This window comes from Sinorhizobium fredii USDA 257 (genome assembly GCF_000265205.3).
Taxonomy (GTDB): domain Bacteria; phylum Pseudomonadota; class Alphaproteobacteria; order Rhizobiales; family Rhizobiaceae; genus Sinorhizobium; species Sinorhizobium fredii_B.
Window position 1 is genome coordinate 1,368,658 of sequence record NC_018000.1, and the last position, 15,402, is coordinate 1,384,059.

Annotated in this window: 15 protein-coding genes; 1 reads left to right on the forward strand and 14 read right to left on the reverse strand. The window is 63.1% G+C overall.

Annotated elements, in window-relative coordinates; all coding sequences use genetic code 11:
- Window positions 1–5: 5 nt before the first annotated feature.
- The 11 genes from USDA257_RS06300 to USDA257_RS06350 form a co-directional block, all read right to left on the reverse strand.
- The gene (locus USDA257_RS06300) at window positions 6–1,043 is read right to left on the reverse strand and encodes a 2-hydroxyacid dehydrogenase (RefSeq protein ID WP_014762071.1); all 1,038 of its coding nucleotides are present in this window, start codon (window positions 1,041–1,043) and stop codon (window positions 6–8) included.
- Window positions 1,040–2,617: an FGGY-family carbohydrate kinase gene (locus tag USDA257_RS06305; RefSeq protein ID WP_014762072.1), complete on the reverse strand. Its 1,578-nt coding sequence runs from the start codon at window positions 2,615–2,617 to the stop codon at window positions 1,040–1,042. The genes USDA257_RS06300 and USDA257_RS06305 overlap by 4 nt, the downstream gene beginning before the upstream one ends.
- Window positions 2,617–3,741, reverse strand: a complete 1,125-nt coding sequence (locus USDA257_RS06310) for an ABC transporter ATP-binding protein (protein ID WP_014762073.1) — start codon at window positions 3,739–3,741, stop codon at window positions 2,617–2,619. The genes USDA257_RS06305 and USDA257_RS06310 overlap by 1 nt, the downstream gene beginning before the upstream one ends.
- Window positions 3,738–4,856 (reverse strand): ABC transporter ATP-binding protein, encoded by a 1,119-nt coding sequence (locus tag USDA257_RS06315; protein ID WP_014762074.1) that lies wholly within the window; start codon window positions 4,854–4,856, stop codon window positions 3,738–3,740. Before USDA257_RS06315 ends, USDA257_RS06310 begins: the two co-directional genes overlap by 4 nt.
- A 6-nt stretch (window positions 4,857–4,862) precedes the next feature.
- Entirely contained in the window at window positions 4,863–5,720 is an 858-nt protein-coding gene (locus USDA257_RS06320; RefSeq protein WP_014762075.1) for a carbohydrate ABC transporter permease, read from the reverse strand.
- 9 nt (window positions 5,721–5,729) lie between these two features.
- Window positions 5,730–6,653: a carbohydrate ABC transporter permease gene (locus USDA257_RS06325; RefSeq protein ID WP_014762076.1), complete on the reverse strand. Its 924-nt coding sequence runs from the start codon at window positions 6,651–6,653 to the stop codon at window positions 5,730–5,732.
- 134 nt (window positions 6,654–6,787) lie between these two features.
- Window positions 6,788–8,233 (reverse strand): ABC transporter substrate-binding protein, encoded by a 1,446-nt coding sequence (locus USDA257_RS06330; protein ID WP_014762077.1) that lies wholly within the window; start codon window positions 8,231–8,233, stop codon window positions 6,788–6,790.
- Window positions 8,234–8,350: 117 nt separating this feature from the next.
- The gene (locus USDA257_RS06335) at window positions 8,351–9,310 is read right to left on the reverse strand and encodes a sugar-binding transcriptional regulator (RefSeq protein ID WP_014762078.1); all 960 of its coding nucleotides are present in this window, start codon (window positions 9,308–9,310) and stop codon (window positions 8,351–8,353) included.
- A gap of 368 nt (window positions 9,311–9,678) precedes the next feature.
- Window positions 9,679–10,647 (reverse strand): DUF3618 domain-containing protein, encoded by a 969-nt coding sequence (locus USDA257_RS06340; RefSeq protein WP_014762079.1) that lies wholly within the window; start codon window positions 10,645–10,647, stop codon window positions 9,679–9,681.
- Window positions 10,644–11,063: a phage holin family protein gene (locus USDA257_RS06345; RefSeq protein ID WP_014762080.1), complete on the reverse strand. Its 420-nt coding sequence runs from the start codon at window positions 11,061–11,063 to the stop codon at window positions 10,644–10,646. The genes USDA257_RS06340 and USDA257_RS06345 overlap by 4 nt, the downstream gene beginning before the upstream one ends.
- Entirely contained in the window at window positions 11,056–11,670 is a 615-nt protein-coding gene (locus tag USDA257_RS06350; RefSeq protein ID WP_014762081.1) for a hypothetical protein, read from the reverse strand. The genes USDA257_RS06345 and USDA257_RS06350 overlap by 8 nt, the downstream gene beginning before the upstream one ends.
- Before the next feature lie 279 nt (window positions 11,671–11,949).
- On the opposite strand from USDA257_RS06350, the gene USDA257_RS06355 reads away from it, so the two are divergent.
- Window positions 11,950–14,136: an amylo-alpha-1,6-glucosidase gene (locus tag USDA257_RS06355; RefSeq protein WP_014762082.1), complete on the forward strand. Its 2,187-nt coding sequence runs from the start codon at window positions 11,950–11,952 to the stop codon at window positions 14,134–14,136.
- A gap of 161 nt (window positions 14,137–14,297) precedes the next feature.
- Here the strand turns inward: USDA257_RS06355 and rpsU are convergent, their stop codons facing one another.
- The 3 genes from rpsU to USDA257_RS06370 form a co-directional block, all read right to left on the reverse strand.
- Window positions 14,298–14,534, reverse strand: coding sequence for a 30S ribosomal protein S21 (gene rpsU / locus USDA257_RS06360; protein WP_014762084.1), 237 nt, complete (start codon window positions 14,532–14,534; stop codon window positions 14,298–14,300).
- Between the two features lie 127 nt (window positions 14,535–14,661).
- Window positions 14,662–14,949 carry a hypothetical protein gene (locus USDA257_RS06365; protein ID WP_014762085.1) on the reverse strand — a complete coding sequence of 96 codons (288 nt, stop codon included), beginning with the start codon at window positions 14,947–14,949 and terminating at the stop codon, window positions 14,662–14,664.
- A 162-nt stretch (window positions 14,950–15,111) separates the two neighbouring features.
- Window positions 15,112–15,321 carry a cold-shock protein gene (locus USDA257_RS06370; RefSeq protein ID WP_014331580.1) on the reverse strand — a complete coding sequence of 70 codons (210 nt, stop codon included), beginning with the start codon at window positions 15,319–15,321 and terminating at the stop codon, window positions 15,112–15,114.
- Window positions 15,322–15,402: the final 81 nt, after the last annotated feature.

Here is a 15,402-nt window from a genome sequence, read left to right on the forward strand (position 1 = left end):
CGCCCTCAACACGGATTGACCGGCGGCAGGCCGGCGATGTAGCGGCGCACCTCTTCCGCCGCCATTTCGGCTGCATAGGTGACGGTTCGGACCGAAGCACCTGCGATGTGCGGCGTCAGGGTGACGTTGGGGAGCTTCAGCAACGGCCAGTCTTCCGGCACCGGCTCGACCGCGAAGGTCTCCAGCATGGCGCTCGAAAGGTGGCCGCTGACAAGGTTTTCATGGAGCGCCTCATAGTCGCAAAGCGGCCCGCGTGCGGTGTTCACGAAGATCGCCCCCGGCTTCATCTTCGCGAAGGTCTCCGAGTTCATCATGTTCCGCGTTTCTGCGGTGACGCGCGGATGCAGAGTCACCACGTCCGATCGCGCCAGCAGGTCGTCGAGCGAAACGTGCTCGACACCGGCATTGCGGTCCTCGGCGCTGAGCTGCACATAGGGATCATGGACGAGCACCCTGGTGCCGAAGGCGCGCAGCAGTCTGACAACCTTGGTGCCGATGTTGCCGTAGCCGATGACGCCGACGGTCATCTCCGAAAGCTCCCGCCCGGTGCGGTCGGCGCGATAGAGATCGCCGCGCCATTCGCCTCGCCTCAGCGCCTCGTGGCCCACCCGGATCAGCCGCGTCTCGGCCAGGATGGCGCCGATCGTGAACTCCGCCACCGCACTCGCATTGCGGCCGGGCGTATTGACGACCCGTACGCCTGCATCGCGGGCGGCATTCATGTCGATATTGACCGGACCGCCGCGCGAGACGGCGACGAGCTTCAAGTTCGGCAGTTGCGAAAGCATCGCCCGCGACACGGGCGCAAGCTGCGTGACCAGGATTTCGGAGTCGCCGATGAAATCGACGATTTCGTTCGGCTTGCCGAGATATTCCTTCAGTCCATCCATGCCCTCGATCGCATAGCCATGTTCCATCGCCACGTCCGGCCAGGGCTGTTCGAGGGTGCGGATCTCATGCCCGTCGCCGCAGGCCGCGACGATCTTGTCGCGGAACACATCCGGCAGCATGAACCGGTCGCCGATGATGGCTATCTTCTTCATTTCGGTCTTTCCTGTTGATCTGCCGATCCGGCCGCGTGGGAGAGCGCGTGCCAGACTGGCCTGAGCGCGAGGCGCGACTGCTGGTAGGCGGGGAAAAGCGCGTCATAGCGACGGACGAGCGCCGCGTCGGCCGGTTCGGCCGGTCGCTGGTGCGGCCGCACCCACTCGCCGACGCAATCGGCCATCGAAGGATAGATGCCGAGCGAAACGGCGGCGATCATCGCCACGCCCGCGGCACCCGCCTCTTCGCGTTCGCTGGTCTGGATGCTGGCGCCCAACGCACCGCCGAGGATGCGGCGCAAAGAGGCGCTCCGCGCCGCCCCGCCGGTCAGGCGAATGCATTCGGGCAGCGGCCCCATTTCGGCGTAACAATCGCGGGCCGCAAGGGCGAGGCCGTCAAAGACGGCGCGCACCATGTCGCCGAAGCCGTGGGTGCTGGACAGCCCCACGAAGGAGGCGCGCGCCGAGGCGTCGACGAAGGGCCCCCGCTCGCCGGCTTCGGAAATATAGGGCTCGAAAAGAAGCGGCGTGCCCTTCGCTTCCTGCAGCCAGCCATCCACATGCGCCAACAACTCGCCCTTGGACTTCTCGACCCCCATTCCCTTGAGCACGCCGCCGGCGATCGAAAGGATCCAGTCGATATTGAGCGTCGCCGCCATGTTCGACTGCATCTGCGTATAGGTGTTCGGGATCGGCATGCACATCGTGTAGCCGGTCAGGTCCCGGTTGAGCCGAACGTCATCGGCGCTCGTCGCCAGGCGCATATGCATGCCGGTCGAGCCGATAATCGAACAGCCGGCGTCGGTCCCCGGGTCATAGAGCCCGGCGCCGAGCGCCGTGCACACCACGTCGACATAACCGAGCACCACGGGCGTCCCGGCCGGGAGGCCGGTCGCCGACGCGGCGGCCTGCGACAGCGGATGATGCGATGTTGCGCCATCGACAATTTCCGGCAGCAGGTGCTTGAGACTTTCTAGGCCGAGAAAGGAAATCACCGCATCGCAATATTGGCGCGTGCGGAAATCGCCGAAGGTGAAGTTCGCCTCCGATGGATCGGTGGCGCGCTTGCCCGTGAGGTTGAAATAGAGCCAGTCCTTGCAGTGGAAGGCCGTGGTCGCGCCGGCAAGCATCTCCGGCGCATTGTCCTTCATCCAGCGCAATTGCGGCCCCTGCTGGCAGGCGGCGAGTCCGGAGCCGGTGCGCGAGAACCGCTCGACATCGCCGCTGTCGCCACGCAGCCGCTCGACCGTCTCGCTCGCACGTGCGTCGAGCCAGAGCCAGCCCTTGCCGACCGGCTCGCCGACGCTGTCGATCATCCAGGTGCCGTCTCCCTGACCGGTCACCGCGATCGCAGCAACACGGCCAGGGAGGTTCTCGATCCTGGTCGAAAGCTCGACCAGGGTTTTCACGGTATCCGTCCAGGTGCGGCGCAGGTCCTGGACGCTGCCGGTGCGCCCCACCGCCTCATAGCTGTTCGGAACGGCTGCCATGGCGATCTGCCGACCGCCGAGGTCGAAAGCCACCGACTTGATGACCGACGTCCCCGCATCGATGCCGATCAGGATGTCGCGCATCAGGCGAGCTCCTCTCCATGCGAGATCGCCATACCGCTGTCGCCATCGAAGACGTGGAGGCTCGCCGGTTCGAGGCGGATTCCGATCGGCTGCCCGACCTCGAGATTTGTCCGATCGTGCTCGACCAGGACCAAGGTGCCGCCGGCGAAATCCGCGGCGATATGCGTCTGGTCGCCAAGCCACTGATTGACGGCGACGCGGCCGGTGACACCGTCGGGACTGCGCTTGACCGCATAGGGCCTGACGCCGAGAACCACCCGCTGGCGTTTTGTCAGCGCGTCGCGGACAGCATGCGAGAAATCGGAAGCCGCGTAGTCGAGCCGGATACCGTCCTTGAGCCCAAAGGCAAGGCGGCTTTCGGAGGCCGTGACGCTCGCCTCGAAGATGTTCATCGGCGGTTCGCCGACGAAGGTACCGGTGAAGAGATTGGCCGGCCGCTCCTTGATCCGCTGCGGCGTGTCGAACTGCTGCAGCACGCCGCCTTCCATGACGGCGATGCTGTCGGCAAGCGCATTTGCTTCGGTCTGGTCGTGCGTGACGAGAATGGCGGTCAGGCCGCGTTCCTTGATGTAGTGCTTGATGCGACCGCGCAGCACGGCGCGCAATTGCGGCTCGAGCTGCCCCATCGGTTCGTCCAGCAGGTGCAGGCTCGCGTCGCGGATCAATGCCCGCCCCAGCGAGGCGCGCTGCTGCTGGCCACCGGAGATCGAGCTCGGATAGCGGCCGAGTATATCCTCGATCTCGAGCAGCTTGGCGATGCTCGCCACCTTCTCATCGACAGTGCTGTGCGACAGCTTCGAAGCCTTGAGCGCGAAGGCGATGTTTTCCCGCACGGTCAGCGGCGGATAGAGCGAATAGCCTTCGAACGCCATTGCCACATTGCGGCGAACCGGCGGGAATGTCTGGATCTCGCGGCCGCCAAGCGAGATCTTGCCGCGCGACACCGCCTCGAAGCCGGCGATCATCCGCAAGGTCGAGGTCTTGCCGCAGCCGGACGAGCCAAGGAGCGCGATGATCTCGCCCTTTCTGACATTCATGCTGAGTTTCTTGACGGCGTGGACGCCGTAATCGATCGGGCCGTAGAACTTGTCGACGTCCTTCAACAAAAGCGCGATGTCGCTCATGCCGCTTCTCCATTGCGCTTGGAGGCAACCTCCGATGGCCGCATCAGCCGGCCGCTTTCCTTGTCGAACAGCAGGGTCGCCCGGCTGTTGACGGCAAGGTGCGCGGGTCCGGCCACCGGGCCCGGCGTTCCGGCCGGACGCGAGACAAGGATTTCCCGGCCGCGCGCGGTCAGCGTCAGGGTCACGGTCTTCTCGTTCAGCGGCGTTTCCGCCTCCACCCTGACGGGGATCGCACCCGGCGCCGAGGCTTCGGTGAAGGCGATGCTTTCCGGCCGGATGCCGAGGACGCACGATTTGCCGACGATTTCCGCCCCGAAGCCTGGCAGGCGGAGGCGGACGCCGGAGAGTTCCGCGAAGGCGCCGTCAGGGCCGCGCTGCGGCACGACGTCGAGCAGATTGATCGTCGGGTCGCCGAACAGCCGGGCGATCTCGATCTCCGCCGGCGTGTTGTATATGTCCGCCGGTGTGCCGACCTGGCGCAGGCGTCCCTCAAACAAGACGGCGATCCGGTCGCCGAGCGCCATCGCTTCCTTGTAGTCCTGGGTGACGTAGATGACCGTCGCGCCCTGCGCGGCGAGAAGCCGGGGCAGTTCCAGGCGCATCTCGAACCGCAGCTTGGCATCAACGTTGCGCAAAGGGTCATCGAGCAGCAGCAGCGGCGGCGAGCCGACCAGCGCGCGGGCAAGCGCCGTGCGCTGCTTCTGCCCGTTGGAAAGCGCCTTCGGATGGTGAGTGAGCACGTGGTCAATCTTCAGGAGCTTCGCCACCTTCTCGACCCCGGCAGCGATCGCCTCCTTCGACGACCTGCGAGCCGTCAGTGCGCTGGCGATATTGTCGAAGGCGCTCATATGCGGGAACAGCGCGAAGTTCTGGAAGGCCATGCCAACGCCGCGATGCTCCGCATCGACGTCCGTCATGTCCTCGCCGCCAATCAGCACCCGGCCCGCGTCCGGATCGATGACGCCGGCGACGAGCCTCAGAAGCACCGTCTTGCCGGCACCGGACGGGCCGAAGAGCACCAGCCGCTCGCCATCGCCGACATCGAGCGAGAGGTCGTCGAGGACCGTCTGGCTCTTGTAGCGCTTGACGATGTTCTTCAGTTGCAGGGTGGTCATATGCGATTATCCCTTCACCGCACCGAGCGACAGGCCCTCGACGAGGTAGCGCTGGGCGTAGAGTGCGAGAGCAAGCGTCGGCGTGATCGACAGCACGATGGCCGCGGCGATCTGGCCGTATTGGATGCCCGAGGCGGTGACGAAGGCAAGCGCGCCGACCGTCACCGGCTGTTTGTCAGCCGATGCCAGCACCAGTGCGAAGACGAAATTGTTCCAGGCGAAGATGAAGGCGAGCAGGCCGGCCGCCGCGATCCCCGGCCCCGCCAGCGGCAGGGCGATCTTGCGGAAGGTCGCGAACCAGGAATGGCCGGCGATGCGATAGGCATATTCGACATCGGCCGAGATGTCCTCGAAATAGCCGCGCACGATCCAGAGGATGAGCGGCAGGCAGATCAGCTGGTAGACCCAGATGAGGCCGAAATAGGTGTTCGAGAGACCGAGCCACTGGAAATATTGGGTCAGCGGCAGCAGCACGAGCAGAGGCGGTGCGAAGCGGAAGGAGAGCAGCGTGAAAGCGATGTCCTCCGAACCCCTGAACTTGTGCCGCGCGAAAGCGTAGGCGGCGGGTACGCCGAGGAGCAGCGCCACGGCAACTGAGACGACGGAGAGGAATACCGAGTTCCCGAGGTTGCGCATGAAGGCGATGTCGAGCGTTCCGGCGGCGGTCTGCAGCCTGCCGGTGATCAATGCCGCATAATTGTCGAGTGTCGGCGTGAAGACTACCGATGGCGGTATCCTGAGAATCGTCTCGTTTGTCTGGAAGGACATCAGCAGGATCCAGACGATCGGGAACATGAAGAAGACGACGACCAACGTCAGGGCGACGCCGCGCAGGGCCCGTTCGAGCGGAGACATGGTTTCCATCTTGACCTCCTACGCCTCGCCGCGGGCGCGTTCGCGCAGCCGTAGCCAGTTCTTGATAAAGACGTTCGACAGCGCGTAGGTAATCGCCCACAGGATGATCAGCAGCGCGGCGGAGCGGCCGACATTGGTCGACTGGAAGAAGTTGAGATAGGCCTCGACCTGGAAGACGGTCAGCGTATCACCCGGGCCACCCTGGGTCATCGCATAGATGATGTCGAACTGCTGGATCGAGTCGAGCAGCCGGAAGAGCGTCGCCGTCAGGATATAGGGCGTCAACATCGGCAGGGTGATGCGGAAGAAGACGAAGGTGCGCGGTACGCCGTCGAGCGCCGCCGCCTCGAAGGGCTGGGTCGGCAGCGAGCGCAGGCCGGCCAGCAACAGGATCATGATGAAGGGCGTGTAGACCCAGATATCGACGAGTACGACGGTCAGGAGCGCCGTGTCCGGTGAGGATGCCCAGCGGAAGTTCTCCAGTCCGATCAGACTGGCGAAATAGCTCAGGATCCCGAAGCCGGGATTGGTCATCAGCTTCCACATCAGCGCTGCCAGCGCCGGTGCCGTCATCAGCGGCAGCAGCAGCATGATCGAGATGAAGTTGTTCACGGTCGAGCGCCGCTGCAGGAGCAGCGCGATGCCGAGGCCGAGCAGAAGCTCCAGGATCACCGTGGTGCCGGCATAGAGCAGCGACACCCTGAGCGTGTTCCAGAAGCCCGGATCGGTGAAGAAATTCAGATAGTTCTCACCCCAGTTGAACTGGCGTGCCCAGGGCTGGCTCAGCCGGTAGCGCTGGAAGGAATAGACCACCGCCGAGAAAAACGGGATCAGGATGCCGATGCAGACGAGAAGCGCCGGCAGGGAAAGCACATAGGGCAGAACCCTCTTGCTGATCCTGAACCCGCGGGTCCTAGCCCCGGGTTGCGTCACTGAAGCCATGGCCAGCTCCGTTCAATTGCTTGTCGATGGCGATGAAGGGGCCGGCCGCGGCCGGCGCAGCCAGGCCCCCTCCTCGTATGCCCGGTTAACGTCAGTGGACCAGTCCGCCCAGGGACAGACCGGCATCGCCGCAATCAGCCGAGACCAGCTTCCGCAAGCTGCCGGTTGATGCTTTCGGCGAGCTTGTCGAGGCCCTCGTCGACCGGCACTTCCTTCGCCACCATCTTCTGGAGCGTCGCCGCCCATTCGGTGGTGAGGTCGAAGAACAAAGGCTGGGCGGTGAAGTGGATCTTGGCGCCCGGCGCGGAAATGTCGTGCATCTCGACATAGCCCGGATAGCTCTTCTTCAGCCGTTCGCGGAAGATCTCGTCCTTCCAGACGGAAGCCCGAACCGGATTGACGAAATCCATCTTGGTCGCGCCGAAGATCGCGTGCTCGAGGCCGCTCGCCCATTGCAGGAAGTACCAGGCCGCATCCTTGTCCTTGGAGAAGTTGGACATCGACAGCGACCAGATCCAGATGTTCGGCGTCGGTGCCGATGCGGCCGGATTGGCGGCGAAGGGCGCATAGGCGAGCTTGCCGGCCATCTTGTTATCGCCGCCGTTCATGAAATAGCCGAGAATGTCGGCGTCGTAGATCATGGCGGAGGCGCCGGCGCCGAGGTCGGTGCCGACCTGATACCAAGTATAGGTCGACCAGTCCTTCGGGCCGCTTTCCTGGATCATCTGCACCCACTTGGCGTGGAAGGCTTTCGACTCCGGCGTGTTCATCGCGGCCGATAGCTTGCCGTCGGCCGAAACGTTCAGGTCCTTCTGGCCGAAGTTCGCGTAGCCGGAGAGGAAGCCCGGATGGATGGTGGCCCAGGAACGCGAGCCGCGCACGCCGATGCCATAGACGCCACCACCGACGTCCTTGGTGAGCTTTGCGGCGGTCGTCAGCAGTTCATCGAGGTTCTTCGGAACACCGACCCCGACCTTGTCGAACATCTCCTTGTTGTAGGAGAGGTTGTTCTGCTCATAGCCCCACGGAATGCACCATTGCTTGGCGTCTTCCGAACCGAGCGCGCCGCCCGGCTGGCCGTTCCAGGCGCAGGATGCCTTGACGCCCGGCAGGAAATCGTCCCAGCCATATTGCGGGTTGGTCTTCGACGCATCCTTGATCCACTCGTTGAGGTCGGTGATCCAGCCGGCCGGACCGTAGGTCCAGGTCATGTAGGCACCGGTCATGAAGGCATCGTATTCCGTCGAGCTCGATGAGAGCGCCGCCGTCACCTTGTCGAAATAGACGTCCTCCGGGAAGACGTCGTAGGTGACCTCCATGCCTGTCAGGTCCTTGAAGGCCCGCAGGTTGGCGATCATAGCGTCGGCATAGGGATGCTTGTTCAAGAGCAGCTTCACCGACTTGCCGGAATGCGCCTTCCAGTCGAAGTCGGCGGCAAGCGCCTCGGTCGACATCATGTTGAACAAAGTCCCTGCGGTGCCGGCCGTCAGACCTGCCGCACCCAGGCCCTTCAGCAGGCCGCGGCGGTCCACCTCCCCGCGCAGGAATGCGCTTATGAGGTCTTTCTCCTTTTCATACATCTGTTCTCTCCTCCGTTGCGGGTAAGAATGCTCCGCTGAGCTGACCGGCTACCCGACCGGCATTGCCTCCCGGCCGCGGTGGTTTCCTCCCCTTACCGCGGCCTCAAATGTTGCCCGCTAGACGGCGAGCGCTTGCGCCGTTCGCTCGTCGGTGATGAGCCCGTTCAGGAGCCCGCTTTCGAGCACGGCACGGATCGCCCGTGCCTTGATCCTGCCGCCGGCGACCGCCACGGTGCGGCGGTACCGCAAGTCCTCCCGGCCGAGCGTGAAGGTGCGGTTGGAAAGCGCCGTCTCGATCGGCCTGCCCTTCGCGTCGAAGAAGTGACCGAGCAGTTCGCCCATGGCGCCGCTTTGCTGGATGTCCTCGATTTCGCTCATCTCGATCATGCCAGTCGCGACCAGCGATGCCTCGCGCTCGGCCGTGCCGATACCGACCATCAACAAATCGGCCGACTTCGCCAGTTCGAAGACCTCGCGAACGCCCCGCTGGCTGAAGAGCACGTCGCGGTCCTCCACCGTGTTGGCGAAGAACGGCACCGGCATCACATAGGCTTCCGCACCGGTGCGTTCCGCCAGACGGTGGATCACGTCGTGCGGATTGGCCGAGAATTTGCGCGTCAGGCCGCCGAGCAGGGAGACGAAGCGCGTGTTGTTGCTGGCGGTGCGCGGCAGGTATTCGACGCAGGCGGCAAGCGTTCGCCCGTGGCCGACACCGATCAGCGCCGTCTCGCCGCGCTCGATCTCCCGCCTCAAAAACTGTGCCCCCGATATGCCGAGCGCCTTCAACGGCAGGTCGTCGCTGTCGAAATCCGGCACCACCTCGCAGTAGTCGAGACCGTAGCGGCCGGAAAGCCTCTGCTCGAGCTCGACGCATTCGGAAACGTCGCCATCGATATAGACCTTCACCAGGCCTTCCTGATTAGCCCTCATGATCAAGCGGTGGGCTTTCAACGAGGTCAGGCCCAGGCGCTTGGCGACTTCCGCCTGCGTCAACCCGCCGGCGTAATGCAGCCAGGCAGCTCGCGTCGCCATGCTTGCCTCATCATCTCGAACCGCCAATCCCCCGATGATCGCCATTGCTCCACCCGATGCTGCGCCGCGTGATAATTTTTGCATTGCATGATATTTTTATCGCCTTCTGAAAGAAATTTCATGTTCTGCAAAAAATGTCAACAGCCGGAGAGTTGCAGGAGCCGGTTACGAACAATGGCCGGTCTATGCCTTAGCGAATGCCCGATGGAGGAGCATTCCAGTGGACACTGGAAAATCCGCCGCTTAGTCCCGCCGCGGATAATCGAACTCAGACGGTCGTGAGCAGGGTGACGTGCAGTACCTCGATGCTGAAGAGCTGGGTGTCGCAACGGACGACACAACGAAGCAGTGTCGCCCGTCGAAGTGGACCGGACCGCGGCGATCGTCGATCTGCTACGGGCCGCGCGGAAACGTCACTCCCGAAGCGCTTCGCGGACACGCTCCCGGGCGGCGTCGTGCGCTTCCAGTGCGGCAGCACCCGTCCTATCCATCGCTTCCTGTGCCGTCCCGATTGCGTCGCCGACCGCAGCATTCGTCTTCGCGGCTAGGCTGCTGCGCATTTCGTCCGCCGCCTCGCCCATGGCTTCGTCCTCGGTGTCCGTGTGGGGCAGCGCCGCCCCGATCGCCGCGCCGACGGCGAAGGCAAGCGCCCCGCCGACGAGCGGCTGATCGCGGAAATGCTGGAGGATCGCCGCATTCAAACGTGCGCCCTGATCTTCCAGCGATCGGCCGGCCGACTGTACGCTGCCAGCGAGAGACCTGCCGGTCTCCGCAATGGAGTCGGACATGCGGCTCGCCGAAGCACTCACCTGTTGCCATGTCCTGGACGCCCAACCGGAGGCCTCGTCGAACAGGGCACCGGTCTCGTCCCTTATGTCTTCGATCTGCTTGCCGGCTGCGTCGGCAAAGCCGCGATAGACCTTGCCGCTCTGGTCGACGAAATGACCGGCGCGGCGCCCGGCAGCATCCGTCATCGCCCTGAAGCGATTGCCGCTTTCATCGGCGAACTGGCTGTAGCGCTCGCCGAAGCTCTCCTCGACCGGACCGGTTCGTTTCACCGAACCCGCGACTGTCGCGAGCGGATACTCGTCAGCGGCATTGTCCGTGAATCGTGGCGCGCGTGAGCCCGGATTGGCGAGCAGCCAGGCGAGGCTTACCCCCATCAGCGCCACGGGTAGGGGATTTGCCTTCAGTGCCACGCCGAGATTGCTCAGATATTCAGCGCCGCCGCTCGTCTTGGCATAGTCGAGCACCTCGTCCATCAGTTGGCCCGGCGACATGCGCTCCTGGATGGCGTGGAGCTTTTCCTCGATCCGCTGGCGATCGGCCTCGATCTCTCGCTGCAGTTCGGCGGCCGAGTGCGTGTGGGAATAATCGTTCATTGCACTCTCTCCTTAACAACGTCGATGTCGCGCTGCAGCGAACTGGCCGTTCTCTCGAACTTGAGACTGCTGCCCCGCAACGTCGAGAGACTGCGCGAGATCATCGCCCAAGCGAGGAGTGCGATTGCGACGCCTATGACGACAGCCGACAAGGCATCCGCGTTTGGTTCGGTCACGCCCTGTGCGACGAGAAAGGCGGCCAATCCCTGGACGGCCGCGCTCAACAGCACGCCGATGGCACCGATCGCGAAGATCAAGCCGATGAGAAGCGTCTCCAGGCTGCCTATCGCCCGGTTCACATTCTCGGATGCCTCGGCCTTGGCCAGATCGATTTCCTTGCGGAAGAGTCCAGATATGTCCGCCACCAGCCCGGTCATGAGTTCCGACAGGGGGCGGTCGTCCCGATGATTAGCCATTGCGCCGATCCTCCTCAAAATTCCACCCGCCTTCACCGGGTTTGTTGCTTGCCGATGGCGATGGCGACGGCGACGATGGTTGGGAAACGCTCCGCCTGCTGCGGCGATGAGCCGAGGCCGTCAGAAAGCGACTGGCGGCCAATCCGGCGATCGCCGCCATGCCCAGAAAGGCGAGCGGCTGTTTTCGGCCGAAGTCTTCCGCCATTCCGGCAATGTCGCTGAGGTCGCGACCCTCGATGTCGCGCGCGAAACCTTGCAGCGAACTGCCCATCTGTTTGGCATATCGGCCGAGCGCCCTTTGGTCCGTCTGTTCGAGTTCGCCACCGACTTTCTCAAGGGCCATGGCGACGCCGCTCAGTTGGCGTGCCGTCAGGTTTTTCTCGTCCTCGGCGATTCGGCTGACAGCTTCCTTCGCTTCTTCTGTCCGCTCATCGGCAAATTGCCGGAGCTCATCCAGATCCTCGCGCACGGCTTGCTGCAGCGACCGGTCCGTGGCGCCCTCGGCTCCGCTTGATCCCGCGCCAGGCTGACTGCCGGCACGTTCCGGCGTCGTTGCAGGCCAACTGGGTTGGTCACCCAGACCGCGGCCGCTTGTCTCATTGTTCATTTTGGCTCCTCCCGTCGCGAAACGCGACTGTTTATGTCATTCAAACCAGCCACTTGCAGCCTTGTTCCATAGAGGCAAGGTGAGGTGCGCAGCCGGCGCCGTTCCACGCCTGGGTGGCGCCAGTGCAGTGGCCATCGGCTGGTCAAAAATGATCTGGCGCTCTCGTTATCCTGGGCGCTCACTTATTTCCCCGAGGGCCGGAACAAAATTCGGAGGCTGTTGTTAACGAACATTCGCGGGCGCCCGCGGGGCCCCGGCGCGCGTGCCAAGGGAAGCGCCATGTCTTCTGCGATCGTCGACCCTCCGGTCCCCGAGCCGCCCGAATATTCGGTTGCGGCATCCACTTCCCTGCAGGAGCGGCGCCCGAACACCTTGAAGCATGGTGATACCTTCGCCGTGTTCGACCACAACGGCGATGCCTATTGCGGATCTGGCAGCCCCGAAGGGGTGTTTCATCGCGATACCCGCCATCTCTCCCATCTTGCCGTGACGATCAATGGCACTCGACCATTGCTCCTCTCCTCGACGCTCAGAGACGACAACGCGACGTTGACCTGCGACCTCACCAATCCCGACTTTCTGGACGAGAGTGGCGCTGTCGCCCTTGCCCATGATTCGATCCATCTCAGGCGATCCCGCTTTCTCTGGAATGGCACCTGCTACGAACGGATTTTGGTGCGCAACTTTCACGAGAGGCCGCAGCAGATAGAAATCAGGCTGGCCTTTGCGGCCGATTTTGCGGATTTGTTCGAGGTCCGCGGCAAGCAGCGCAAGCTGCGCGGGCAGATGCATCCGCCGACAACCAAGCGGGGCGAGGTTCATCTCTCCTATACTGGTCTCGACGGTCAGAAGCGGACGACCCGCCTCGGCTTCGATCCGCCGCCCTCGCATCTGTCGGCAGCCGAAGCGGTTTACGAGATCGGTCTTACACCGGGTCAAAGCCGAACGCTGTTTTTGGAGATCAATTGCCAGCGTGAGCCGGCGATCACGATCGGTCACAGGTCGTTCTTCTTTGCGCTGAGGGATGCTAGGCGGGCCCTGCGCTCATCATCGGGACGGGCGGCGTCGATCGTGAGTTCGAACGAAGTCTTCAATGAGGTCGTCCGCCGCAGCATATCCGACCTCTATATGCTGATCACCGACACCAACGAGGGGCCCTATCCCTATGCGGGGATTCCCTGGTTCAGCACGGTGTTCGGCCGCGACGCGATCATCGCCGCAATCGAAACCCTGTGGCTCGATCCGGAGATTGCGCGAGGCGTTCTCGCGCATCTCGCCGCCAACCAGGCGACGGATTTCGACCCCCTGTCGGATGCCGAGCCAGGCAAGATCCTGCACGAGGTTCGCTTCGGCGAGATGGCCGAATTACGGGAAGTGCCGTTCCGCCGCTATTATGGCAGCGTCGATTCGACGCCGCTTTTCGTGATGCTGGCCGGACAGTACCTGCAGCGTACGGGCGACATCGCAACGATCCGGACGATTTGGCCGAATATCGAGGCTGCGTTGAAATGGATCGATGACCACGGCGATCGCGATGGCGACGGCTTCGTCGAATACGGCCGCCGGACCGAGGAGGGGCTCATCAACCAAGGCTGGAAGGACAGCCACGACTCCGTCTTCCACGCGGACGGGACGCTCGCCAGAGGGCCGATCGCCATTGTGGAGGTACAGGCCTATGTCTACGGCGCCTGGGAGGCAGCCTCGAGGATGCTCCGGGTTCTGGGTCAAGAGGATCGGGCCATAGAGTTCACCCGCCGGGCCGACGATCTGCGGCATCGTTTCGACTCGGTCTTCTTCGATGCCGAGCTCGGCACCTATGTGCTCGCCCTCGACGGCGACAAGCAGCCCTGCCGAGTCCGCTCCTCCAATGCCGGCCACGCCCTGCTCACCGGACTTGCCATTCCGGAGCGGGCCGAAGTGGTCGCAAAAACGCTGATGTCCGGCGCCTCGTTTTCGGGCTGGGGAATCCGCACCGTGCCGGTCACCGAAAGACGTTTCAATCCGATGAGCTACCACAATGGCTCGGTTTGGCCGCATGACAACGCGCTGATCGCACTCGGTCTGGCACGTTACGGCTACCGCCAGCAGGCCGGCCGGATCTTCGAGGGCCTGTTTGCCGCCTCGACTTATATCGAGCTGCGCCGCCTTCCGGAACTCTTCTGCGGTTTTCCGCGCCAGCGCGCCCAGGGCCCGACCTTCTACCCGGTCGCCTGCAGCCCACAGGCATGGGCCGCTGCAGCGCCCCTGTCGCTGATCCAGTCCTGCCTCGGAATTGAATTCTATACGAAGCAGATGCAGATCACTTTTGACACGCCCTACCTGCCCGATTTCATCGAGGAGCTCGAAATCGGGAACCTGCAGATCGGCTCTGGTTCCGTCGACGTTGCGGCAAACCGTTCCGGCACACGGGTCGTCATCGACGTCATCGAACGGCGCGGACATGTGCGCGTCGTAACGCTCATTTGACTGACCAAATCGTGGGTGCGGGCGGCGTAGTGATTTTTGATGTGGCGGGGCAGAATGCGGAGCCCGGAGGCTTTCCGCCCTTCGGACGAAGGGCGGAGCTCGCGCGGGCGAGGAAAAGCTTGAGCGCCTTTCACCCGCAGGCGCTTCACTTTTAGAAGCGATCAGCGCGTGCGCGCCACTTTCTTCGGCGAGGGCAGAAGGCCTTCCCGCTGCAGTTTCTTGCGCGCAAGCTTGCGCGTGCGGCGAACGGCCTCGGCCTTTTCGCGAGCACGTTTTTCGGAGGGCTTTTCGTAGGCGCTGCGCATCTTCATTTCGCGGAAGACGCCTTCGCGTTGCATCTTCTTCTTGAGAACGCGGAGAGCTTGGTCGACGTTATTGTCTCTGACGAGTACCTGCAAAATACATCCTTTCCGTGTCGATGAGGTTACTACATGATCCCGTCAATAGAACCGACGGGTGGCAATTCAAAATGCTACAGCGACCTTGGCGGGGTTACCGACCACGTTGGCGCTGAGGGCAGGCATTTCACTTGGCTGTCCTGACGCGCAACGGCTTGAGCCAGGGCTTGCCTGCGACCGCTGCCGCCGGACTGTGTGCCTTGGCCGGCAAGGCCGTTTCCGAAGCATCGATATCGTGTTCGAAGATGCGACGTTCAAAGGTCTCGGTACCAAACCGGACGCGATACTGCGCTTCTCCGTGTTCGGCTGCGGGCAGAATGCCGACGATGCGGCAGGTCCTGTTGGCGGCCAACGTGCGCACAAGGTCGGCCTTCAACACGACCGTATCGCCAACATTGTAGATGTTCCGGCTCATCGCATCTCCTTCGTCTGTGCCCTTCGGGGCACAAGCAAAAAAGGCCGGGCGTTACCCCGACCTCCTCTTGAGCGCCGCGCGTCCTTTTCGAACACGCAAGGCGCTCCGTCATTCAAACGCTCCCTGCCAGTACATCCGTGGTCAGCGGAGGCGAATGACGAATTATGCAGCTCGCAGATTGTCTGCCGAGCTCTTGCCGGACCTGTTGTCGCGGACGATGTCGTAGGTAACTTTCTGACCTTCGACGAGCGAGCGCAGTCCTGCTCGTTCAACGGCGGAGATGTGGACGAATACGTCCGTCGAGCCGTCGTCGGGCTGGATGAAACCGAAACCCTTGGTGCTGTTGAACCACTTTACGGTGCCTGAACTCATAACAATTTCCTTTCAATGATGAGATTACGGGCAAATAATCACCCGAGTGGATCGATATTTGAAAGGAAATCTGACGAAGCG